The following is a 22333-nucleotide window of genomic DNA, read 5'->3' on the forward strand; positions in this document are numbered from 1 at the left end:
ATATACGACGTGTCCTTAACATTAGTATTATTTACTGCAGAGAGAGTGTGATGAAGACGATATTGATAACCGGAGCAACTGACGGCATTGGCCTGGAAACGGCGAAAATGTTGGCAAAAGAAGGCCATACACTTTTTTTGCATGGAAGAAGCCAAGGGAAGCTAGATAATATTAAAGGGGCACTTGAAGCGCAATTCCCCAAAAGCAACATTACTATTTTACAGGCTGATCTATCGTTATTTGAAGATGTTAAAAGGCTGCCAGTAGAGATCAAAGCAAAAACCGAGCGATTAGATGTGCTTATCAATAATGCCGGTGTATTTGCCATGGAAAACCCTATTACGCTCTCTGGGCTAGACGCACGTTTTATGGTTAACACCATAGCGCCTTACATGTTAACGCTATCGCTTATTGATGTTATGGATGAGACAAGTCGCATAATAAATGTGTCTTCTGCTGCTCAAGCGCCGATAAATTTTGCTGCGCTCAGAGGTGAAGTTCAGCTTTCAGATGGTGCTGCTTATGCGCAAAGTAAACTGGGCATTACTATGTGGACAACGTATCTTGGAGAGAAGTACCAGACAAAAGGACCTAAGATGGTGTCGGTTAACCCCAAATCGTTTTTAGGTAGCAAAATGGTTAAAGATGCCTACGGCGTTGCTGGTGGTGATTTAAAAGAAGGCGCTAAGATCTTAGCTGAAGCTGCGTTCTCTGACCGTTTTAATAGTGTGGCGGGAGACTATTTTGACAACGACCACAACACGTTTGCTGCTCCTCACCCATTTGCAGGCTATTCCACTAATAAAAAAGCGTTGGTGGCAGAAATGGAAGAAATCATTTCTGCTCATTAATGGCGGCTTAGTGGTTGTTTAGCGCTCAATGTTGCAATGCTTCCTACATACCTTTAACGCTTTTTGTCATTTACGAAAGATTTGTCATTTTTTTATAAACGGTCTTAAACTTGCTTGTTTCTCTAGCATAATCCCTCACAATGTGTGAGGGATTTTGAAATACTGAGATACGCTTTATGGAAAACGTAGTTCTTGGTATGAACAAATAGAGTGAGGAAAGCATGCAGTACGATAGTCATAATAAATTTGCTACCACTACGGTAATTCTACATTGGCTGGTAGGTTTGACCATAATAGGGTTACTTGCCACAGGTATTTACATGACAGAGAACAATGTCTATGCGCTATTTAGTTGGCATAAGGCATTTGGCTTTCTTGTATTAATCGTCGCGATAGTACGCGTTATCTGGCGCATGAAGAATGGCTGGCCAAGCGCGGCGGCTAACTACAAACCTATAGAGCACAAGCTCGCATCAATTGTTCATTGGGTGTTGATCATCGCAACGCTATTAATGCCTATTTCTGGGCTAATGACATCTGTTCTTGGTGGTCATGGCTTATCGGTTTTCGGGTTAGAAGTGTTTGCCCAAAACTTTAGTGTAGAAGACCCAGAAAAAACCTTACCCATTAATTACGAGTTGTCGAAGTTGGGAGGCACTATACACTTTTACCTTGGTTACACTGTAATTGTTGCTTTATTGCTACATATAGCTGGCGCGCTTAAGCACCATATTGTTGATAAAGACGGCACCTTAAAGCGTATGCTGGGCAAATCAATTGGCGAATAAACCTTCTACGCTCAAATTCATGTTTTTTTGCGTGCCGCTAAGGTGGTAATAATATTGCGTGCCACCAAAGTGGTAATAACATGACGATGAAAGAAAGCCGAGTTGTTTAATAACTCGGCTTTTTTCTATTAGAAAGGCGCAAAACTATCTTTTGGATTGCTTGGAACCGTCCACCTCGATTTGGCATCAGCCATTGACGTTAGTGAAACGCCTCGTGGTATCTGCATACGATCGCCATATAGCCATAGCACCATATTGGTTCTGCTGCCGCCAGTAATAGGCTGTGCGGCGTGAGGCACGCTGCCCCTGTGAAGCATAGCAACACCGGGGGCGAATACCGTACGTGTGACCTTGCCCGTTTCCTGATTAAAGAAATCTACTTCCGATCCTTTAAAAGCTTCTCCAGGCAGGTTTAAATTTACGTTCATCGTTGCAGCAGACGCATCAGTATGTGGGCGTAGCGAAGTGTCCATGCCTTCTTGGTATTGAATTGAAAACCCGAAAGTTTGGGTATCAAAGCCCATTATTTCCGGAAACAACATACGTGAAATAGGGCGCATGTACTTATCCATGATCAGGTTATAAAACTCTTGGAATGCAGGTGCCGCTAAATAGCCTTCAGAACGTGCATCCAACATACCGCCATTGCGATTTAACGCAATGCCGTATGGAGGCCGAAGCGGAATACCGGCATCGGCCACACCGTCTAAATAAGCCCGAAGTAAGTGAAGTTTTTCAACATCAAATAGCTGAGCTTGATACACGCCAGGCAAAACTTCCTCCCACAAGTTTGCCACTGCTTGTTCTCTAGCTGGGTCTTCCCATGCTAACGCAACAGCATTACGAAGTGGCTCACTTATCAAGCTTTCTGTTACCCATTCAGCTAATTGCTTGTTTAGCTCGTCCCATTCTTGCCAAGCGTTTTCAAGTAATACGCGGTTACTGTCCCAAAAGCGCTGGACAGTTGGTGCACGTTTCAACATTTCATTGCGACTTGGAAGCGCCAGTGCACGTGCTTGTTGCAGTGCGCTATTGTTCGCTACAACCTTATCGGAAGTTGCTATTTGTGTTTTTGAAAGGCTCATAAATATTCTCCATTTAAATGCACTGTATCCGCGCAGGTTATTGAGTAGCATTGATGACAGCGCGTCGATGGAGAAAGAATATTGCACTTTATAAAGTTTAAAAATGCGTAATTTATAGAGTCAGAATTTAGATTTTGTTGAAAATAGATTGGTGTAAGTAATTATCAATATAAACTAAATACTGCTTCAGTATTTAAAGGGTTTTTCGTCCAAATTTCTATAGGTATAGTCCGTCACCTATTTAATGCTTCGTCATAAAAATGAATTGCGTACAACTCTGGTTAAGTTGGGGAGATAATATGAATGCTTCGGTTAATTATCACGTAAGAAAGCCTTTTACACAGGCATTTGAATTTGATGTAGATGGTATTGATGGCAATTTGGTATCGCCTGAACTTGTCACTACTCATGTGAACGTTACCGACATACGAAATAGCGATGCGAATATTGGATTTAAAACCCACGGCATTATTTTTTTAGAGGGGCTCAATGCGGTTCCCTATCCATTCAATGAAGATGAAGTAGCCCTGTATAATCGTAAAATTGAGGAAGTGCTTAAAACACAAATTGGCGCGAAAGAAGTCTTAGTTTTTGACCATACGGTGCGAGTAGATGATGAAAATGCGTCGCGGCGACCTGCGAGAAACGTGCACAATGATTACAGTGAAAAAGGTATCCATAAGCGTCTTATTGATTTAGTCGGAAACGACAAAGCCGCTGAATATCGCAACGGGCATTTTGGGTTTGTAAACCTGTGGAGACCCGTTGAAAACACAATTATGTCTTCTCCCTTGGGCTTTATCTGCCCTGATTCAATGAATGTCGAGGATTGGATCAATATCGAGCTTTGGTATCCAGATCGCAAAGGGGAGATTCTGGGTGTAATACCTAACGCTGAACACCGCTGGTTTTATAAATCTAAAATGCGCGTGGATGAAGGTATCATCTTTAATATCTATGATAACAGTGGCGTGCCCCACTTAGCTCACAGTGCATTAGACATGAGTGAAGCTGGCGCTAAAAAAACGATTCGTAAGAGTATTGAAAGCAGGGTGTTAGTGAAATATTAGGGCGGCTTGCTACTCGCTAACTCATATCTTCATCATCTAACCTGTATTGGTTAGCAAAGATAAGATAGTCGTCTGGTGCCGATACTTTATTTTGTTTCGCTTTATACATAGCAATATCGGCCAGTTTGATCAGTGCGTGCAAATTGCGACTTGTTTCGGGGTAAAAAGCCACGCCGACACTCATGGATACCACCGTCGGCTTTGTCTCGTTGTTGAAATAGAAGGGCTGTTTAACACCACTATTTACTTTATCTACTACTTTCTGAACCGAGTCTTCGTCATCGGCTTGCAATAACAACATAAATTCGTCGCCGCCCCAACGTATAGCGACATCGTTTTTGCGTATTTTCTCTTTCAATTGCTCAGCAACAAAAATCAGAACTTCGTCGCCAGCGTCGTGTCCGTAAATATCGTTTACCGCTTTAAACCCGTTGAGATCGATAAGCGCTAAAGCAAACTGGTGATCTTTTCTCATCAGTTTGGCAATAAGCTTTTCACCACCATTACGATTATAAATGCCCGTTAACGCGTCAAAGTCTGCTTGAAGCGCAAGCTTTTGTAACTCTTGTCTACGACTCGATATATCATTTAACGCTAGCTGGAAATACCGTTCGCCTTCCTCAGTAATTAAGGGGCTAGCGATAAGTTGAACCCAAATGGCGCTTTCATCTGCACTGCTTTTTAATTTGTATTCACCTGTCGCAAACTCGTTTCTGGCAAACGCTTCTTGAAGTGCAGACTTCATTGCCTCAGGGGTGTCGAATAGCTCATCTAACAATTCACCATAGTCTTGCTTTATTCCAAGCCCGGTCTTTTCCACTAAGTCATTAAACGCTTTATTACGAAGCTCTATAATGCCGTTTTCAGCCATTAACACGGTTGCTGTTTTGGCATTTTCAAACAGCATCCTGAAGCGTTTTTCAAGAAACTCGATTTCTTCCCTAAGTTGGCGCTCTTGGGTAAATTGCTCTTCAACTTTGCTTAGCAGTTGGTTGGTATCTTTTACCAGAGCGCCGATTTCACTTTTAGCGTGATAATCGGGCATATCAATTCTTTCGTTTGTTCCTGGTGTAATTTTATGCAGGGAGCGGCCTACACGTAGCATCGGTGAGATAATAATGTAGTAGGTGATGAACAAAGCCACTATGCCCACAACCAGCGCTTCAGCGTACAAGGAGTAACTATTGTCGGTACTTATTTTTTCTGCCTGACTGATAATGTATTCAAAGTTTGGATATACATTAACTTCAGCAAGTGACTCCTCTGGCATAAATGGATGTCTAACCACGAATACCCGAGGTTCGGTATTTTTATTAATAGCTTCAGTAACATTCGCTTGATAATAAAGTGTTTCGCTTTTTATAGAGGCAGCAAGTATTTTGTTGGTTTTTACTAAACCATTTATCGCTTCTTTGGCTAAGTCCTCATCTTCTAAAAATGCTGCAATAGACGCGGTTGCACCCACCGTTTGAAAAAGCTCTTCAATATCATTATTGGCTTCGTTTATTTCGTTTTCATAAGTTGCACGATAAAAGAACTCAGCGGTGGTAAGCACCACTAACATTGCTGCAACTACTAAGAACAGTGAAAAACGAAACCCCAGACCTTGAACGTTAATCAAAACGATATACTACCTTCATATTGTCAGTCACAGTCGACTCGTATACATAAGCTAGCGCCGACTCGTCTTCTTCAAGCCGTAGCTTGATATCATCAAGAGTTTGCTCTACCGCAGGAGGTTTAACGCGGCCGGAGAATTTAAGCCGCGACCAATAAGCATTGACCCTTGCAAGAGGAAGGCCCACTAAAGATTTGTAGAACTGGCTTTTCAGTTCGGCATCCATCTCTATATCGATAGGGGTGGCGACTTTTCCGTTAGGAAAGGCGGCGTATTTCCCCATAAAAAGATCGATTAGGCCTTTTTTGTCCAGTACCTGCACATCATTGTTAAGGTTGGTCACTACAACAATTTTCTCTTGTGCTTGTGCAGCAGAAGCCATGCCATGCATGAACAGCGCTAGGGCTAGAATTAAGGGGAAGCGTTTAAACAAATTCATGTTCATTCCCCTTAAAAGCTAAAGCTTAACGCGAGGAATAGGGTATGTGCTACACCGTCTTCATCGTCAACGACTAAACCGTCTCGAGCTCGAAGCCCAGTACCTCTCGCTTTTACGTCAGTTCGTTCAACTTGTGCTTTAAATGCAAGGTTTTCTTTCAGATCCCAACGCCAGCCAACTGAATATGATTGCTGACGGTGAGCGAGCGTGCTTGCCACCTCTTCTACAAAAAGAACAATTTCCGCTGTGTTTTCGTTGATAGGAAAAGCTGGCTGTTCTTCATTTAGAAAATAAGTATCCGTTCTGGCGAATGAATAGAGTGCATAGAAGGTATGGGCGCCGTACAAATAGCTTAAATTTAAAAAGCCATTAAAAGAGGGTCTTAGCGCTATAGAGTTTGAGTCTATGTGAGAAAATTCGCCGGATAGCTCCCAGTCACCTATAAAGCGATTAAAATATAAAGAGGTATAATGAATTGACGCATTGCGCAAACTTACTTCTTCTGAAAATTTGGTGGCGCCTATCCAAAAGGGCTGCAGCTGTGCCACTGCCGCAGCCACTACTGCAACATCAGCGTTGTCGTTCTCGGCTTTTGTTTCGGTGTGCTTTAAGGCAACGCTCCAGTCAAATGCGGTGAACTCTAAGCCAATAGAGCGCAAGTCGTTAAACCTAATTGGGCTGTTTTCGTTACTTGAAAAGTCGCTTTCGCCACTGCCCCAAAAGCCTTTAACGGATAAATTGAAGTCGCTAAAGGGCGTGGTGTAGCTTATGTCGCCACCATCGAAGCTTCTAGCGGGTACGATGCCGTAAACTTCGGTAGGTACCTTTACCCATGGATACGCAATAGAGACATCTCTGGTATCACTGAAGTGGAAAATATCCGCGGCTAATCTACCTGCTCTCACTTGCCACTTCGGCGAAATGTCGTAACGCAAGAAGGCCATTTGAGTGATGGAGCCAATATTTTGTTCGTCTTGCTCTCGATAAACAAACTGTCCTACGAAATCGAGGTTGTCTGATAACGTGTAATCAAGTTGTACGCCAATCAAGCTTAAGGGCTTAAATGCAAAGCCGTCTTTTTTTGCAAATTCTGCTTGTGAGCGGTCGGTGCGAAACTGATAATTTCGCGTATCTGCAGTGGCGGTGGCAAGCGTACCAAAGCCACTAATGTTTAGTTCGTTTTGCTCTGCTGAAGCGGTGCTTGCTATCAGCAGACTAAAGATGGCCGCGAAGAAAGAATACGGCTTTTCCATCATTTTTATACCTAATTTGAAGTCTGTGTTAAATGTTGCCCAAAGCCTATTGTTTTGACAACTTTACTTTAGTACAAGCATAGTAGAGAAACGAAGAAGCTACTGAAAATTTGGTATTTTTGTTTTAAGTGTCAAAAAGTGCGAGAAAGCCAGTCCTTTAAAATTTCAGTAGATTTAAACGACTAGTCCGCTTAGCTTTTCATCCCAATAAGGTGTGCCGCTAAAGCGTTCAGCTAAGAAATCGATGAAAGCGCGAACCTTGGGGGCCAGTAAACGATTGCTGGGGTACACCGCCCATAATGCACAGTCTGTGGCTAAAGGAAAATCTTGCAGTATTTGAACTAGCTCGCCACTTTCTAACTGAGGGTAGCTACACCAAGTAGCAGTAAGGGTTATACCGCAGCCTTGAATACAGGCATCGCGTACCGCTTCACCATTGTCCATACGCAAATAATTAGGCGTTTTCACCGATGTAACTCCATGGGCTCCCTTAAAGTCCCATACCTCTAACCCGGTTAGGTTAACTATTTTGTGATTTTTTAAGTCGGATGGTGTTTCTGGCGCGCCATATTTATCGATATAACTTTTAGCAGCAACGATAATGCGTTTGTCATCAGCGAGTTTTTTCGCGTGTAAATTACTGTCTTTTAATTCTGCATCGCGAATGGCGACATCAAAGCCACCTTCTACCATATCTAAAATACTGTCGCTGAACCGGAAGTCGATATTTAGCTTTGGGTATTGCTCTAAAAATACAGGGATCGCAGGGATTAAATGCATTCGACCAAATGAAGCTGGTGCGGTCACTCGCAGTGTACCCTGCGGCGTTTGAGCACCGCTGCCAACAGCAGCTTGTGCCGTTTCGATGCTGTCCAATACTTCTTGAGCATGGGGAAGAAAAAGCTTTCCATCATCGGTAAGCGATACTTTTCGGGTGGTTCTGTGAATTAACCGAACACCAAGTGTCTCTTCAAGTTTACCAATATGTGCGCTGGCAACAGCGGGCGAGATGTTGAGTTCACGCCCAGCTAAACTAATGTTCGCTGTGCTGGCAATACGCACAAAAAGTTTAAGGTGTTCTATGTTCATTTGGATTATCAACGAAATCTAAAAACTGTATACCTTTATACCCTAATTATCATCTTATTTTCCAGTGTTTATGTTACTTCCTATAATCCACAATGTGGGTCGAGAAGCCCATGGTGACATACTTAAACAGCTGGCTAGCATTGTAGATGCTGGAGCGCTTAAACCTATCATCGATAGGGAAGACTTTACATTTGAGCAAATCGCACAGGCACATGACCGTTTGGCAAGTGGTAAAGCTGTAGGCAAGGTCGTTGTAACGGTAGAATAGTTTTAACTTTTGACGTTTAGGTAAACAAACCTCCCGTAGTGCTTCCCTTAGCACATCTTTGCCGTAGTAACTTTCGTTATTGCGGCTTTTTTGTTTGATAGTCATTATCTGGAAATGATGATTTAGAAAAGCCAGCGCTGTTTACATCATTCAAATGCTTTATAATTCTTCGCGCAGAGGAGAAATAAACGTGAATGAATATGCTCGATATTTTAATGGCTACCCCTCAACCATTGTAGAACAAGCCCTTCAGCTCATCTCGAATAACCGGCTAAAAAGCTACTTGTTAAAAAAATACCCAGACGCCCATGAAGTTACCAACGACAAATTGTTGTATCAGTATGCGACCGAGTTAAAAAAGCAATATCTAAAAAATGCGCCACCATTTGGGCGGGCTGCGTTTAGAAAGCAAGGAGATATGATAACCAACGCGTTAGGTACACATACTTACCGTATGCAGGGTAAAACCCGTAAACACGATTTATCCATTAATAACGATTTACTCTATGCGCCGGAGCCTTTGTTCAAAGCGCTGGTAGTACATGAATTAGCACACTTTAAAGAAAAAGAGCACAACAAAGCCTTTTATAAACTGTGCTGTTATATGGAGCCTGATTACCATCAGCTTGAATTAGATTTACGGTTGTTTTGTGTAGCCGTTGCTATGGGAGAGAATCCATACGTTTAGTAATAATGCACGACTGCTAACGAGTTTAAATAATACTGAGCTAATGTCTAAAGTTCATGGCGTCTTCTATAGTAGTTAAACCAATACTGTCACATAGTGGCTAAAGCGATAAATATTGAGTGAATAAGGAGTATTGATGAGTATTGCGAAAGTTATGTCTACGCGGGTGGTTAGCGTGCACATGGATGACAGCCTTCAGTCATTACGCGAGCTCTTTGCTGCCACCGGCTTTCATCACTTAGTTGTAGTTCACGACAACAAACTGCAAGGCATTATATCTGACAGAGACTTATTGAAATCGATTAGCCCTTTTGTTGATACCCTAAGCGAACGAAAGCTTGATCGCGCTACATTGGATAGAAAAGCGCACCAAATCATGACCCGTGAGGTCATTACACTTAACCCAAGTGACTCAGTGTATTCGGCCATTGAGCTTTTTAATACTCACAAAATTTCCTGCATTCCTATTATCGACACGAATAGGCACCCAGTAGGAATGGTGTCGTGGCGCGATGTGATGAAGTTTATGCAAAGTCGAGTAGAGGCGAAGCGCTAGCCCAGCGCGTTTTTCTTAATATCGGAATGCTAGTTAATAGCAGTGAATATCGCTAAAAAGAGGCGGTGGCCTCTCTACCTGCGTTTATACATATTGCGGTAGAGAGACCGTTTTAATTTAAACGTTAGCTTTTGCGGTAGCTTACTTTAAACAGCAAGCTGTAGAGTACGGGCACAGCGATAAGTGTAAGTACCGTCGCAAAGGCCAGGCCACCCATAATGGTCACTGCCATATCAGCAAAGAAGGCGTCGAACAGCAGCGGCGCCATGCCTAAAATAGTCGTGACTGCCGCAAGTGAAACGGGGCGTACACGACTGATAGTGGCCTCGACTATGGCTTGTCGAATGGCTAGCCCTTCTTCTATCTGAAGGTCTATTTCTTCAATAAGTACAATAGCGTTCTTAATAAGCATACCGAATAAGCTTAAAAAGCCGAGAAGCGACATAAAGCCAAACGGCATATCGGTACTTAATAAACCAGTGACTACGCCAACAATAGCCATAGGTACCACAAGCCAGATAATTAATGGCTGGCGGGCATGACCGAATAGCAATACTGAAATAATGAACATGACTAAAAAGCCTGCAGGTAAGCCTGCGCCCAAAGCTTTTTGTGCATCGCTAGAGCTTTCAAATTCGCCGCCCCATTCTAATGAATAACCGGCAGGAAGCTCAATGTCTTCAATAAGAGGGCGAATTCTAGCCAAAGCTTTAGCCGCAGTTTCATCGTCACCCGGCTCAGCTTCTACCGTAATGGTACGAACGCGGTCGCGACGGTGAATACGCATTTCTTCGGTCATTAACTCTAAGCCCTGAGATACCTGTGTGAAAGGCACGTACTGGCGCTGTTGTGTAGACCAAACTTGCGACTCTCGTATCGATTGAAGCTCGGTATCTTCTGCCTTGCCCATCTTTGCAATAATGTTGTAGGCGTAATCACCGTCTTGCACCGTACCTAGCTGAACGCCGCTACTTGCATACTGTATGGTTTGGCTAAAGTCACTATGCGAAACGCCAGCAATACCTGCGTTGTAGTTGTCAAACTGCGTATTAATGGCAAAGCCTTTTTCACGCCAGTTATGTCGAACGTCTTTCACTTGTCCGTCAGCAAAAAGCAGTGCTTTGGCTTCATCCGCCAGTTCGCGAAGCACTTCTGTGTCTGGGCCAGAAAAACGGGCTTCAAGTTTTGCACCAGAACCGGGGCCAAACTGCATGCGCTCCATATAAAAGCTAGCGTCAAAGTCCAAGTCGGTTAGCTTACTGGCAAGCGCGTTTTGAATAGCCGGAATATTGTCAAGTTCATTCGCGCGAACCATGAAAAAGGCATAGTTTTCGTTTGCACTTTTAGGCGCATAAGTGAGGGTAAAGCGATCTGCACCTTGACCAATAAAAGTGGTTACTGCAGTCACGTTATCCATTTCCAAAATACGTGCTTCTGCTTCTTTTGCTATCACTTCAGTGGCACGTATATCTCTATCTTGCGGGCCCCAGTAGTGCACAAAGAACAGCGGCGCATTTGAAGGAGGGAAGAAGCCTTGTTTTACCATGCCAAAACTTCCATAAGCCACGATAGTAATAACAAACAGTGCACCAATGGTAACCCAACGAAGCTTAAGTGCGCCTAAAAGTGCACGCTTAAACCAGCGCTGTGATGCAGAGAGTTCGTTACCTGCGGTTTTCCCTATACCTTTGCGGTAGAAATACGCGCCTAGCACTGGTACCAAGGTGACGGCAAGCACCCAACTTATCATTAGTGAAACCAACACCACAGCGAACAAAGAGTAAAGAAACTCGCCCGTAGCGTCGTTCGAAAGGCCTATGCCTGAAAATGCAGCAATACCGATAACGGTTGCGCCAAGCAGAGGCCACTGCGTACGCTTTACAATAAAGCTGGCTGATTCTTTAGCTGTAGAGCCGGTGGCCATGCGCAGCATCATACCCTCGGCAACTACAATAGCGTTATCTACTAGCATACCCATAGCGATAACCATTGCCCCTAGTGATATTCTCTGAAGCTGAATATCCATAAGCCACATGATTAAAATAGTGCCTAGCACGGTGACAAGCAGAACAGAACCTACCACTACACCTGAGCGCCAACCCATAAATAAACATAGCGTTATGGTAACCACCGCTACCGACATAACGAGATTATTAATAAAGCCGGTTACCGACTCGTCTACCACCGAGGCTTGATCGTAAATAGGCGTTAGCGTAATACCTACAGGTAGCTCTTGAAGCAGCTTTTCCACTTTTGCGTTAACACGCTCGCCCACATCAACAATGTTTACATCGGTCAGCGCTGATACAGAAAGCGTTAATGCTTCTTCACCGTTATAGCGAACACGAACGGGCTGTATGTCGGCAGGTTCTAGCTTTAACGTTGCAATATCGGCAACCCTAAGGGAACGGTTAGTGCCTGGCACTACCACAGTCAGGTTAGAAATCTCTTCAAGCCTGTCTGGCGCGCGCTCTACAATTAAACGTACGTTCTTTTCGTCTACTTTAATCCGACCGCCATTGAACGGGCGAAGGTTGTCTTCAAAAAGCGTGGCAAGGTCTGGAAATGAGATGCCTAAACCAGCAAGTTGATAGGGGTTGATGTAGGCCACTATCTGTTCTTTTTGAACGCCAGTTACATTTACTTTGGCAACGCCTTCTGTAGTAAGCAGGTCGCGTCGAATAATACGCGCAAACTCTCGAAGCTCTCGGGTATCAAAGTCGGGGGCACTTAACGCATAATAAAGCCCGTAAACATCACCGAAATCATCAAATACCACTGGGTCTTGTGCACCCGTAGGTAACGAGCTTGCTGTGTCGCGAAGTCGCTTTCTCAACTCATCCCAAATTTGTGGCAAGAGATTACTGCCGTAAGTGCTCTTAACTTCAACCGTAATTTCTGAAAGGCCCGGCGATGAAATCGACGTTACTTCTTTTAATTGTGGCATTTGCTGAATAGCTATTTCCAAGCGTTCGGTAACTTCACGCTCTACTTTCTCAGCGCTGGCTCCAGGATAGTTGGTGTATACCTTTACCTGTTTAATAGTGAACGCAGGGTCTTCTAATCGGCCAATTTTGCTCATAGCCAAAATGCCGCCTAAAAGCAGGATGACTACCATCAACCAAATGTTGACGGGCTTATCAATTGAGTAGCGTGCAATATCCATAAACTACTTCTCTCCTTGGTAAGGAAGTACTTTCATGTCTGCACGCATTTGTGTTGCTCCAGCAGCAACCACTTGCTGGCCAAGAGTGATTTCACCTTGGCTTTTACCTTCGATAATTGCTAGTTCATTTTCAATATGCTTAACATTTACAGCTTGCTTTGTTACTGCATTAGTTTCTTCGTTGTATACCCATACCGCAAAGCCAGAGTCCTTGTTACCCACAAGTGATCTTACAGGCACAACAAAGCCCTCTGGATACAGACTACCTTGTAGGCTGACTTTTACCACTGCGCGGGCGCCTGGCGTTAACGGTAGTTCTTCGCGAGGCTCCATGGCAAACACCACTTCATAAGTTTGCGACACAGGGTCGGGTTGAGTAGAGTGCTCTACGTAGTTCACCGGGTACCACTGGCTGCGGTTGGTGGCTAATGTGGCGCTCGCCTGTTTTATGCCGCGGCCAATATTAGCGGTGAGCAAACGCTCGGGTACATTGATATTGAAGTAAATTTTAGATACGTCCTGCAGTCTGGCTATGGGAGTACCAGCAGCTACAAAACTATTGTTTTCAACCAGGCGTTGAGACACTTTTGCGTCAAAGGGGGCATATAGCCTTGTGTAGCTTAAATCTTGCTCTGCATTTTTTAGGTCGATGACGGCGAGCTCGTAGGATGTTTTTGCAGTATCAAGCGAGCTTTGTGCGACTAATTTCTGGTCGAACATTTTCTCAATTCGGTCGAGTTCGCGTTTTGCTTGATCTAAGCGTGTTTTGGATTCATCAACGCGACGTTCAAACGGTGTACGATCGATAGTGGCTAGCAACTTTCCTTTGTTGATGTCGCTCCCCGTGACCAAGTCGGTTTGAATAAGGCGACCTGACACTTCAAAGCTTAAATCTACCGTTTTTACCGCTGACACAACGGCAGGGAAGGTAAACTCATCAAAATCTGGAATGTTGCTAACGGTAGCCAATTTAACGTAACGAGGCGCAGATTTTGACTGTTGTTCCACAGGCTCTTCTGAAGAGCAAGCACTCAAAGTTGAAGCTAAAAAAACGCTTAGAAATAGAAAGTGAGAAAATCGCATCACGGACATAGGTGTGTGTAATCCATTGTCAGGGTAAATAAAGTATGAATGTGTGAACTTTAGGTAGCGAATGCGTTTAGTAGCATTGTGAGGTTGCCATCTAAAGTAAACTGCTGAGTGCATTTTAGTGCGGTTACATTGAAAAGTAAACTGTTCGGTGTAAAATGATTAGGGTATGATAAGGTTTAAGTAATTTTGAGAATTTCGATATGGTAGGCAACACAAGAACGCGCAGCGATATTAAACGCGAAGCCATTATTCAAGCTGCAACACAGGCGTTCCAAGAGTTCGGTGTTAATGGCACCAGTATGGACAAGCTTGCTGAGTTGGCGAATGTGTCAAAGCGTACAGTATATAACCATTTTTCTACCAAGGAAGAGTTGGTAATGCATTTGGTTACGCAACAGTGGCAATCAGCAATTCTCAATATAAATAAAGAGTACGATAGCACGCTTCCGATAGACGAGCAGCTAGAAGACCTTATTTTACAAGACATCGAGTTTATGGTGAGCGAGTCGCATCTTGACCTAGCGCGGGTGGCTATTGGGCATTTCTTTTACGAGCCCGAGAAACTAAAAGATGAAGTCGCGCAGCTAAAAGCCCAAGAAACGGCGATGCATCGCTTCTTAAAAGATGCAAAAGCAGATAACAGACTCGTTTTTGATGATTTAGACAGGGTTGTTGAGGAAATTGACAGCTTAGTGAAAGGGAAGTGCTTCTGGCCTCAGCTTTTTAAAATAGAAGATACCCTGAGCGATAATGATAAAAAAAATGTAGCGAAGAATACCGTCGCGCTCATCCTGAGCCGCTATACGAAAGTCTAGTCTTTTTAGAGTAAGGGCGACATGCTAAGCGGTGGCTATGTAGATTACCGATTAAAAGCCCGCCCTTTGTGCAAGAAAACGTTATTCTTATGATTGTAGCTGGAAAGCCTTTGGAAATCCTGACTACCTAGCATTAATGGTTCATGCGGAATGACTGGGTTGTTGAATGGAAGTGGACAATGCCTCTTCTCATTGCCGAGCATTTGAAGCTATGCCAATTGTTTTTAGTGATCGCTCAAAGTGGGGTAAGCAGTCTGGTTGGATGAGAATAAGCATGCTGTGAAACACCATGCTCTAAAAATTATAAATTTATTATTGCGCTGTAGTTATAGACTATCGAGTTTTGCGAGAACTTCTGTATTTGAACAATTTAAGCAGGAGGCGACTTGTTTCATTAAAAACGAGATCGCCTGAAAAAGATCATAGCATATAGTGCAAGTGGGTTTGTTGTCATGTACCGCCAAAACAATTTTTTAGGATTCTCAGCTAGCCTGAAAAGCCATTCTAGACCGAGACTTTGCATCCATTTTGGAGCTCTACCATAAGCTCCTGTGACGTAATTGAAGCAACCACCACATGTTATGATTACCTTGGCATGTATCTCATGTCTATTTTCAATTACCCACTGCTGTTCAGTTGGTTTGCCCAATCCAACCCATAAAATATCAGGGTTATTGTCGTTTATATAAGAAATTATTCGCTTACTATCCGCTGCTGTGAAGTGACCCTTGTGTGAGCCACTAAGTAAAAAGTTAGCATGTCGTTTCTGTAAAATGTCGCCACAGTCGGCTGCAATGCGGTCGCCGCCTCCTAGCAAAAAGTGTTTCAATGGTTTATCGCTTAGAGTGGGGATGTCGGTAATTAAATCTGTTATTGCTATACGCTCTGATATTGTCGAAGGAGAAAAAAGTTTTGAACCAATTACAACACTTTGTCCATCAGCAACTATTGCGGATGCTTGGCTCAACAAAAATAGAAAATTTTTATCTAGAATGCTCATACTAATCCCATGACCATTCGCTTCGAATACGATAAAAGGTGAGGTAGGTTTATTTGTTCCCGTACATACTTCTTCAATAATTTCGACAAACTCTTGTCTTGATGCAGTAACAATAGGAAGCCCTGCAACTATCGTGGTGTTTATATCTCTGTCCATGCTTCTCTATTGTCATTAATGTAATTAAACAAGCTTACTTTCCAGTGGGGGATAGGTGAGGTAGTAAACATTTGAATTTTGTCATTCACTGCTGCTTCGTTATGAGAAACCTTTACTTTTCTATCAAATTTCTTCTCGGTAGGCAGTACAGTTATCGTTTCGTCATAAATCCGCATGATTTCTTTTACGTACTCGAATCTAGTTGCAGTTCCCGAGTTAACTGCGTTGAAAATACCTTTTGCCTTTTCTCTGATGAGTTCAAAGGCCATTACTACCAAGTCATCTACATATGTTGGATTACCCTTTTGGAAGGGATCACTATACATTACCTTATCTTTTAGATTGTTAGCTTCTTGGATTCTTTTAGCTACAAAGTTTCTATTGGCAGATATACTTCCGCCGAAAAGCCAACCAGTCCTTAAAATAAGTGCGTTGTCATTGTTGGCTAGAGCTTCTTTTTCTCCCGACAATTTACTCATATGATGCACATTCGTTGGCATCGTTAAGTCGTTTTCGTAGTAGGGGCTATTACCATGCTCGCCATATACACCTGTACTGCTTATGAAAATAAAGGGAATATTCAATAGTCGACATGTATGAGCTAAACGAGTGGTATTTAAAACATTGTCTCTATGGCAAATATCAGGAAAGCTCTCACATTCATCCATGTTAGTATTCGCTGCGCAATGTATGAATACAGCATCAGTGTAGTTGCTCAACCTCGATTTTAGGTCACTTAAAGATGCGTTATAGTTGTATTCTTCTTGTTTCAAGGCACAGACTTCATGCCCGTATTTATAAGCATTTTGGCAGAACGAACTGCCTAAAAGACCGTTTGCCCCTGAGAGATACACGTTCATTCTTGTTCTCCAAAATAGAAGTCTAATGGTCGGTTTTCTGATTCAGATGGGTCGTGGGCAATTGAGGCGATGTTAAGCACTAAGTTGGAGCTAATGCCGACTCCCTCAAAACAAAACCAAATTCCCGGCCTTACCGTCAGCCTTATGTTATTTTTTGATGAAATCATTATTTTGAATATTTCACCACTCTGTGGATGAACAAAGTAAAATAAAACTTCACCGTAACAAGTAATGAGATTAAGAGTCATCTTAAGATGTTTTTTCCACCCTTTGCGTTCGTTGAAGTTAATCTCTGTAAAATACGCTTCACCAAATGTTGTAAAAGCGGTACTTGAGGCTTTTACAATGTGCCTAATATTTCCTTTTTCATTATCAATAATTTTTTCTGAGGAAATAAAAACCCATTCTTTAAGTGGGTGATTAAGTTCTTGGTAACCTAATTCTTTTATTTTTGCGCCCATGCTATAGCTCTTTTATTTGCATACTCTTGATATCGCATAATTTGCAGCAATGTAAAATCTCTCATGTTACTTTCTTTTTGATAATGCTCTACGTACCAATCGCTTACAAAGTCTATACATTCTTCATACTCTAAATTGGGTTGCCAGCTAAGGTGAAACATAGCTTTGTCGCAGTTCAGTTTAAGTAACCCTGCCTCATGAAATGGAGTTCTATCAACTATTGAAAAGGCATCGCTTTGGTCCTCAATACCCCATCGATTTGCGAGTTCGCTGATGAGTTCAAGCACAGTTTTGTTTTGTTCATTTCTAGGACCGAAATTAAAAGCTTGATGATTCAACTTAGATGGGCTTTGTGTGTCTTCTGATAAAGCAATTGCTAATGCCAAGTAGCCGCTCAAAGGTTCTAACACATGTTGCCACGGTCGGGTGGCATCTGGGCATCGGATTGTAACTGGCACATTGTTTAGCCAACTTTTAATGCAATCAGGTACGATTCTGTCTTTTGCCCAATCCCCACCGCCTATAACATTGCCTGCCCTGGCACTGGCTATTTTTATATTTGTCTTATTCTTCAAGAATGATTCAATGTAGGCGTGTAATATAATCTCTGCGGCCCCTTTAGAGCCGCTATAAATGTCTTTTCCACCAAGCCTATCTGTTTCTTTATAGCCCCACTCCCACTCTACGTTTTCATAGCACTTGTCTGATGTAATGATAATAGCCGTGCAATTGCCTTGAAATTCAGTTAAGCATTGTAAAATGCTTGCAGTTCCTACGACGTTAGTTTTTATCGTGTCTATAGGATCTTCATATGATACGGAGACCAATGCTTGAGCAGCTAAGTGAAATATAAAATCGGGATTGAACGTTCTAACAACCTCATTTAAGCGTTTAGACTCACATATATCGAATAGGTGATGTTCAATGTCTTTCTCTAAGTTAAGTATTTCAAACATTGAAGGTGAGGTAGGGATGTCTTTGGAAATTCCACATATTTTCGCTCCGACTGAATGCAACCAAGCGGTTAGCCAAGTGCCTTTAAATCCAGTGTGGCCGGTAATTAATACTCTTTTACCGCTAAATACTTCGATACCCATCTAGTCTCTCCAAGTCTTCCACGGTGCATCTCCGGAATCCCAAAGTTCATTTAGCTTGATATTATCTCGCATTGTATCCATTGGGTGCCAAAAACCATTGTGCTGAAATGCCATTAATTGATTAGATTGTGCTAAGGACTGAAGGGGATTTTTCTCCCATACACAATCGTCCCCATCGATCAGGTCAATAACGTCAGGGTGCAACACAAAAAATCCACCATTGATGAACGAGCCATCCCCAACGGGTTTTTCTTGAAATTGAGTAACGTTGTTTGAGCAAGTTACATCAATTGCACCGAAACGTCCCGGGGGTTGCACTGCTGTAACCGTTGCCAATTTACCATGCGCTTTATGAAAATTTATCGTCTCTGTGATATTTAGGTCAGAAACCCCGTCACCATAAGTAAAACAAAAAGCTTCATCATTGTTGATATATTTTTGAACTCGCTTTAGTCGACCTCCTGTCATTGAATTTTCACCTGTATCGACAAGAGTAACTTTCCAGTCCTCTGCGCACCCTCGATGTACTTCCATCGAGTTGCTAGCAATATCAAATGTTACATCAGACATATGCAAAAAGTAGTTTGCAAAATATTCTTTAATAACATAACTCTTGTATCCGCAGCAGATTATGAATTCATTTATTCCATGGGCTGAGTACATCTTTAGAATGTGCCATAGAATGGGCATCCCACCAATATCAATCATTGGCTTGGGCTTGATATCCGATTGTTCACTTATTCTTGTGCCGCGACCTCCTGCCAATATTATTGCTTTCATACGCTTCCTTCTTTCTGTCAATAAGGCCATTTTTATATATCTTTTTTAGAATCGCTAGACTAAAGCTAATCGTCAACAAAAACATTTAATAAACTTCTTATGCAACAGTGCACCACAAAAATCGATTGCACCAAGTTAGCCCCTTTGCCCTTTAATAACCCTTTTGTAATTCGAAAGTTTCGGGTAAAAGTGTCAATAAATTTTGCATTGTCATATTTAGAAGCTTTTACAAACTTCAGAAGAAAACAACGTGCAATCGTTATTGTAAATTCTTTGTAACGCAGGTGTTTATTTTGAATGTTTTTTCTGCATATTGTTTTGCAATTCGACTTATTCGATTTCTATGTAATTTTTACTTGCCGACAATATTTTTTGACAAAGAGTTTTAGATTTTGAAAAAACAGTCTCAGTCAAAAACTATGATTTTGAAGCTTTAAGAGCTGCGTAATCGAACGGTAATAATTTTCTTCTACAAACTGGTCTCGTCAAATTCACTGCATCGCAAAATTATTGACAAAATGAATGTAAGTTAAATGTATCCGCGCTGTAACAACTTCTGCGGCTTCTAGTCATTTAGATGTAATAAAGTCACTTGGCCTTTAGTATAAGGCGCGTAATTTGCATACATTGCTTTAGCTTTGTTTTTAATTTCACTTTTGTCTCGTTTTGCTATCAAGGATTCTCTAATGGGTAAGAAAGGCTTTGTTCGAAATAATGTGAATCAGTTCGCAGTTCTCTATAGGTTTTTTGATCTGTTAGCCGTTCAACTATGCTTACTTATTTCCGCAGAAGTGTACGGTGTTGTTGTATCGCAGCAATACTACTTTATTAGTCTTATTGCATGCTTAGCATATTTATTTAGTGCCGAGATGCTGTGGCTTTACCGTTCATGGCGCGCGGGCTCTATGAAAGAAATTTTATTCGTAGCCAGTATAAGCCACTTGTTGATGATGGCAGCGGTCATGTGCTGGATGTTTATTTCAAAATCATCAGAAGATTATTCCAGATTAGTTATAGCTTTGTGGTTTGTGTCAAGTTGGTTAGTGTCTTGTACGTGGCGTGTCGCCTTTCGATACTTTTTATTCGCTGTACGTCGAAATGGCAGGAATACAAGGTATGTTGGCATTATAGGCGCAAATGAAACGGGCTTAGAGTTAACAAATGAAATTAGAAGAACGCCAGAAGCTGGCTATAACGTTGTTGGAGTGTATGATGATAGAGACGCCGATAGAACAGTAATACCTGAAGGTCTTCAGTCACTGGGAGCAATCGATCAGGTTTATCACGATGTGCTAACGGGTAAAGTCGATACAATTTTTATAACTCTTCCTATGACAGCAAACAAACGCATTGAAAAGATTCTGCAGATTCTTGGCGATACGCAAGCGCAAGTTCACCTTGTACCAAATTTCTTTGTGTACAATCTTCTTCATTCAAGAATCTGTAACGTAGGTGAGTTGCAAACCGTAAGTGTGTTCGACTCGCCAATGAAAGGCGCAATGAACTTTCTCAAACGCGTAGAAGACATCATCTTAGCAAGTATTATTCTTACCATCATTGCACTGCCCATGCTTGTTATAGCAGCGGCCGTTAAACTAACTTCTAAAGGCCCTATTATATTTAAGCAAAACCGCTATGGTATGGACGGCAAGAAAATAAAAGTGTGGAAGTTTAGAAGCATGACGGTTACAGAGGACGGAGATAAAGTGACTCAGGCCAGCAAAAACGACGCTCGTATAACACCTGTAGGAGCGTTTTTACGCAGAACATCGTTGGATGAGTTACCACAGTTTATAAACGTGCTTCAGGGCAGTATGTCAGTAGTAGGGCCAAGACCACATGCCGTCGCACATAATGAGATGTATCGGAAGAAAGTAGAATATTATATGCTACGCCACCGCATTAAGCCTGGTATTACAGGGTGGGCACAAATCAACGGTTGGCGCGGGGAAACAGATACTGTAGACAAAATGAAAATGCGCGTTCAGTACGACCTCGAATACATTAAAAATTGGTCGTTATGGCTTGATTTTAAGATTGTTTTAATGACGGTATTTAAAGGGTTCGTAGGCAAAAACGCTTATTGATGTCTTTCGGAAACATTAGGGCATGTAAGCTTTTTCACTGTTCTAAGTTACACTTAGGTCGCGGGAGAGCGCAGTCCTTATAATTTTGAGAAAGATATTAAGCGATGGGGAATTGAAGCTGGTCGAACATACTCAAAGAAGTTTACTTTAAGTATGTCGCCTTCACTTAGGCGTTGATACCTTCGTGCATCTATCAATCTACAGTGACGAATTTATCTTAATGAAAACATTAGTGGTCTGGAAAGTTTTTTGGAAGCTAGCTTCGCGTCGTGGAAAGCTTGAATTCAGATCTTAGTAAATTCACCATTTAAAAAATAGAACTAACGTTTTAGTTAATGTTTCGAATAGTAAAGCCAGAGAAGTAGGCTAGGAGTAATTCAGTGATTTCCCATGAGTATCGTTGTATTTTTATACATATCCCAAAATGTGCTGGAACTAGCATAGAACACGCTCTTGGGCACTTCGAGGGGCATAAAGGTCGAGCAGGTCAAGACCACAGAAGTATTCGCATGGTTTGTCAACCAGGGCCAAAAGTCTCAGAAATTTTTCAGCAGGAGAATTTAAAAGATTTCATTCGCCGCATTAGAGAGCAGTATAGGAAACATGCAAATCCTGAAAATGGTGTTATGCCTTCCGAGGACGAATATAACTCTTACTACAAATTTACAATTGTACGAAATCCGGTTGAAAGAGCTTATTCTTGGTATAAAAATGCATTGAGAGATCCTATTCATCAAAAGAACTATGGAATCGACCCTAACGACTCATTTGATCAATTTATGCGAAAATTTGCTGGAAAAGGGTTTTTAAGACCTCAAACGTATTGGTTAAAAGATTATAGCGGTGCAATTCCAATGGACTTCATCGGAAAGTTCGAAAATCTTTCCAAAGATTATGAAATTATCTGTAGAGAATTGGGGATTAAAGATTTTCATTTACCTCATAAAATTGAAGGTCAGACTTCGAAAGAGAAAAAAATTGAAGACAAAACAATAGAGTTTATTAACCGGTTTTATGCAGAAGATTTTGAACGTTTTGGCTATCGTTTTGGATAAATAATGATAGTCAATATCGGTTAAATTGCTAATTACAACACCAAGGTTAAGGTAAGCCG

Annotated in this window: 21 protein-coding genes; 9 read left to right on the forward strand and 12 right to left on the reverse strand. The window is 42.0% G+C overall.

Going from position 1 to position 22333, the window contains the following annotated elements:
- The first annotated feature begins 47 nt into the window (after nucleotides 1-47).
- Nucleotides 48-851 (forward strand): SDR family NAD(P)-dependent oxidoreductase, encoded by an 804-nt coding sequence (locus tag E5672_RS03630; protein WP_136780942.1) that lies wholly within the window; start codon nucleotides 48-50, stop codon nucleotides 849-851.
- 221 nt (nucleotides 852-1072) lie between these two features.
- Nucleotides 1073-1639 (forward strand): cytochrome b, encoded by a 567-nt coding sequence (locus E5672_RS03635; protein WP_136780943.1) that lies wholly within the window; start codon nucleotides 1073-1075, stop codon nucleotides 1637-1639.
- A 128-nt stretch (nucleotides 1640-1767) separates the two neighbouring features.
- Here the strand turns inward: E5672_RS03635 and E5672_RS03640 are convergent, their stop codons facing one another.
- Complete coding sequence (locus tag E5672_RS03640) at nucleotides 1768-2724, reverse strand: 2OG-Fe(II) oxygenase family protein (RefSeq protein ID WP_136780944.1); 957 nt, start codon at nucleotides 2722-2724, stop codon at nucleotides 1768-1770.
- A gap of 299 nt (nucleotides 2725-3023) precedes the next feature.
- On the opposite strand from E5672_RS03640, the gene E5672_RS03645 reads away from it, so the two are divergent.
- Nucleotides 3024-3794 carry a CmcJ/NvfI family oxidoreductase gene (locus E5672_RS03645; RefSeq protein WP_136780945.1) on the forward strand — a complete coding sequence of 257 codons (771 nt, stop codon included), beginning with the start codon at nucleotides 3024-3026 and terminating at the stop codon, nucleotides 3792-3794.
- Between the two features lie 16 nt (nucleotides 3795-3810).
- Here the strand turns inward: E5672_RS03645 and E5672_RS03650 are convergent, their stop codons facing one another.
- The 4 genes from E5672_RS03650 to E5672_RS03665 all read right to left on the reverse strand — a co-directional run bounded on the left by E5672_RS03650 (nucleotide 3811) and on the right by E5672_RS03665 (nucleotide 8193).
- Nucleotides 3811-5415 (reverse strand): GGDEF domain-containing protein, encoded by a 1605-nt coding sequence (locus tag E5672_RS03650; RefSeq protein ID WP_136780946.1) that lies wholly within the window; start codon nucleotides 5413-5415, stop codon nucleotides 3811-3813.
- Nucleotides 5408-5851 (reverse strand): hypothetical protein, encoded by a 444-nt coding sequence (locus E5672_RS03655; RefSeq protein WP_136780947.1) that lies wholly within the window; start codon nucleotides 5849-5851, stop codon nucleotides 5408-5410. Before E5672_RS03655 ends, E5672_RS03650 begins: the two co-directional genes overlap by 8 nt.
- A gap of 11 nt (nucleotides 5852-5862) precedes the next feature.
- Nucleotides 5863-7107: a porin gene (locus E5672_RS03660; protein ID WP_136780948.1), complete on the reverse strand. Its 1245-nt coding sequence runs from the start codon at nucleotides 7105-7107 to the stop codon at nucleotides 5863-5865.
- Between the two features lie 171 nt (nucleotides 7108-7278).
- Nucleotides 7279-8193 (reverse strand): LysR family transcriptional regulator, encoded by a 915-nt coding sequence (locus E5672_RS03665; RefSeq protein ID WP_136780949.1) that lies wholly within the window; start codon nucleotides 8191-8193, stop codon nucleotides 7279-7281.
- Nucleotides 8194-8263: 70 nt separating this feature from the next.
- On the opposite strand from E5672_RS03665, the gene E5672_RS03670 reads away from it, so the two are divergent.
- The 3 genes from E5672_RS03670 (at nucleotide 8264) to E5672_RS03680 (ending at nucleotide 9705) form a co-directional block, all read left to right on the forward strand.
- Nucleotides 8264-8461 (forward strand): zinc-binding dehydrogenase, encoded by a 198-nt coding sequence (locus E5672_RS03670; RefSeq protein ID WP_136780950.1) that lies wholly within the window; start codon nucleotides 8264-8266, stop codon nucleotides 8459-8461.
- A gap of 190 nt (nucleotides 8462-8651) precedes the next feature.
- Nucleotides 8652-9149: a M48 metallopeptidase family protein gene (locus tag E5672_RS03675; protein WP_136780951.1), complete on the forward strand. Its 498-nt coding sequence runs from the start codon at nucleotides 8652-8654 to the stop codon at nucleotides 9147-9149.
- 136 nt (nucleotides 9150-9285) lie between these two features.
- Nucleotides 9286-9705 (forward strand): CBS domain-containing protein, encoded by a 420-nt coding sequence (locus E5672_RS03680; protein WP_136780952.1) that lies wholly within the window; start codon nucleotides 9286-9288, stop codon nucleotides 9703-9705.
- Nucleotides 9706-9829: 124 nt separating this feature from the next.
- Here E5672_RS03680 and E5672_RS03685 read toward each other — a convergent pair whose 3' ends face one another.
- Both E5672_RS03685 and E5672_RS03690 read right to left on the reverse strand, forming a co-directional pair.
- Nucleotides 9830-12871, reverse strand: coding sequence for an efflux RND transporter permease subunit (locus E5672_RS03685; RefSeq protein ID WP_136780953.1), 3042 nt, complete (start codon nucleotides 12869-12871; stop codon nucleotides 9830-9832).
- A 3-nt stretch (nucleotides 12872-12874) separates the two neighbouring features.
- The gene (locus tag E5672_RS03690) at nucleotides 12875-13957 is read right to left on the reverse strand and encodes an efflux RND transporter periplasmic adaptor subunit (protein ID WP_136781052.1); all 1083 of its coding nucleotides are present in this window, start codon (nucleotides 13955-13957) and stop codon (nucleotides 12875-12877) included.
- A 206-nt stretch (nucleotides 13958-14163) separates the two neighbouring features.
- On the opposite strand from E5672_RS03690, the gene E5672_RS03695 reads away from it, so the two are divergent.
- Nucleotides 14164-14778, forward strand: coding sequence for a TetR/AcrR family transcriptional regulator (locus tag E5672_RS03695; protein WP_136780954.1), 615 nt, complete (start codon nucleotides 14164-14166; stop codon nucleotides 14776-14778).
- A gap of 394 nt (nucleotides 14779-15172) precedes the next feature.
- On the opposite strand, the gene E5672_RS03700 is transcribed toward E5672_RS03695, so the two are convergent.
- Genes E5672_RS03700 through rfbF form a run of 5 tightly spaced genes read right to left on the reverse strand, consistent with a single transcriptional unit; the run spans nucleotide 15173 to nucleotide 19132 of the window.
- The gene (locus E5672_RS03700; RefSeq protein WP_136780955.1) at nucleotides 15173-15934 is read right to left on the reverse strand and encodes a WecB/TagA/CpsF family glycosyltransferase; all 762 of its coding nucleotides are present in this window, start codon (nucleotides 15932-15934) and stop codon (nucleotides 15173-15175) included.
- Nucleotides 15919-16794, reverse strand: a complete 876-nt coding sequence (locus E5672_RS03705; protein ID WP_136780956.1) for an SDR family oxidoreductase — start codon at nucleotides 16792-16794, stop codon at nucleotides 15919-15921. The genes E5672_RS03700 and E5672_RS03705 overlap by 16 nt, the downstream gene beginning before the upstream one ends.
- Nucleotides 16791-17255 carry a dTDP-4-dehydrorhamnose 3,5-epimerase gene (locus tag E5672_RS03710; protein WP_205676468.1) on the reverse strand — a complete coding sequence of 155 codons (465 nt, stop codon included), beginning with the start codon at nucleotides 17253-17255 and terminating at the stop codon, nucleotides 16791-16793. Before E5672_RS03710 ends, E5672_RS03705 begins: the two co-directional genes overlap by 4 nt.
- The gene (gene rfbG / locus E5672_RS03715) at nucleotides 17240-18352 is read right to left on the reverse strand and encodes a CDP-glucose 4,6-dehydratase (protein WP_136780957.1); all 1113 of its coding nucleotides are present in this window, start codon (nucleotides 18350-18352) and stop codon (nucleotides 17240-17242) included. The genes E5672_RS03710 and rfbG overlap by 16 nt, the downstream gene beginning before the upstream one ends.
- Nucleotides 18353-19132 (reverse strand): glucose-1-phosphate cytidylyltransferase, encoded by a 780-nt coding sequence (rfbF, locus tag E5672_RS03720; RefSeq protein WP_136780958.1) that lies wholly within the window; start codon nucleotides 19130-19132, stop codon nucleotides 18353-18355.
- 686 nt (nucleotides 19133-19818) lie between these two features.
- Here rfbF and E5672_RS03725 point away from each other — a divergent pair.
- Both E5672_RS03725 and E5672_RS03730 read left to right on the forward strand, forming a co-directional pair.
- A complete protein-coding gene (locus E5672_RS03725) occupies nucleotides 19819-21219 on the forward strand; it encodes an undecaprenyl-phosphate glucose phosphotransferase (protein WP_136780959.1) in 1401 nt (466 codons plus the stop codon).
- Nucleotides 21220-21599: 380 nt separating this feature from the next.
- On the forward strand, nucleotides 21600-22274 hold the full coding sequence (locus E5672_RS03730) for a sulfotransferase family 2 domain-containing protein (protein WP_136780960.1): 675 nt from the start codon (nucleotides 21600-21602) through the stop codon (nucleotides 22272-22274).
- Nucleotides 22275-22333 lie beyond the last annotated feature (59 nt).

The sequence above is a fragment of the Alteromonas portus genome (assembly GCF_005117025.1).
GTDB classification, from domain to species: domain Bacteria; phylum Pseudomonadota; class Gammaproteobacteria; order Enterobacterales; family Alteromonadaceae; genus Alteromonas; species Alteromonas portus.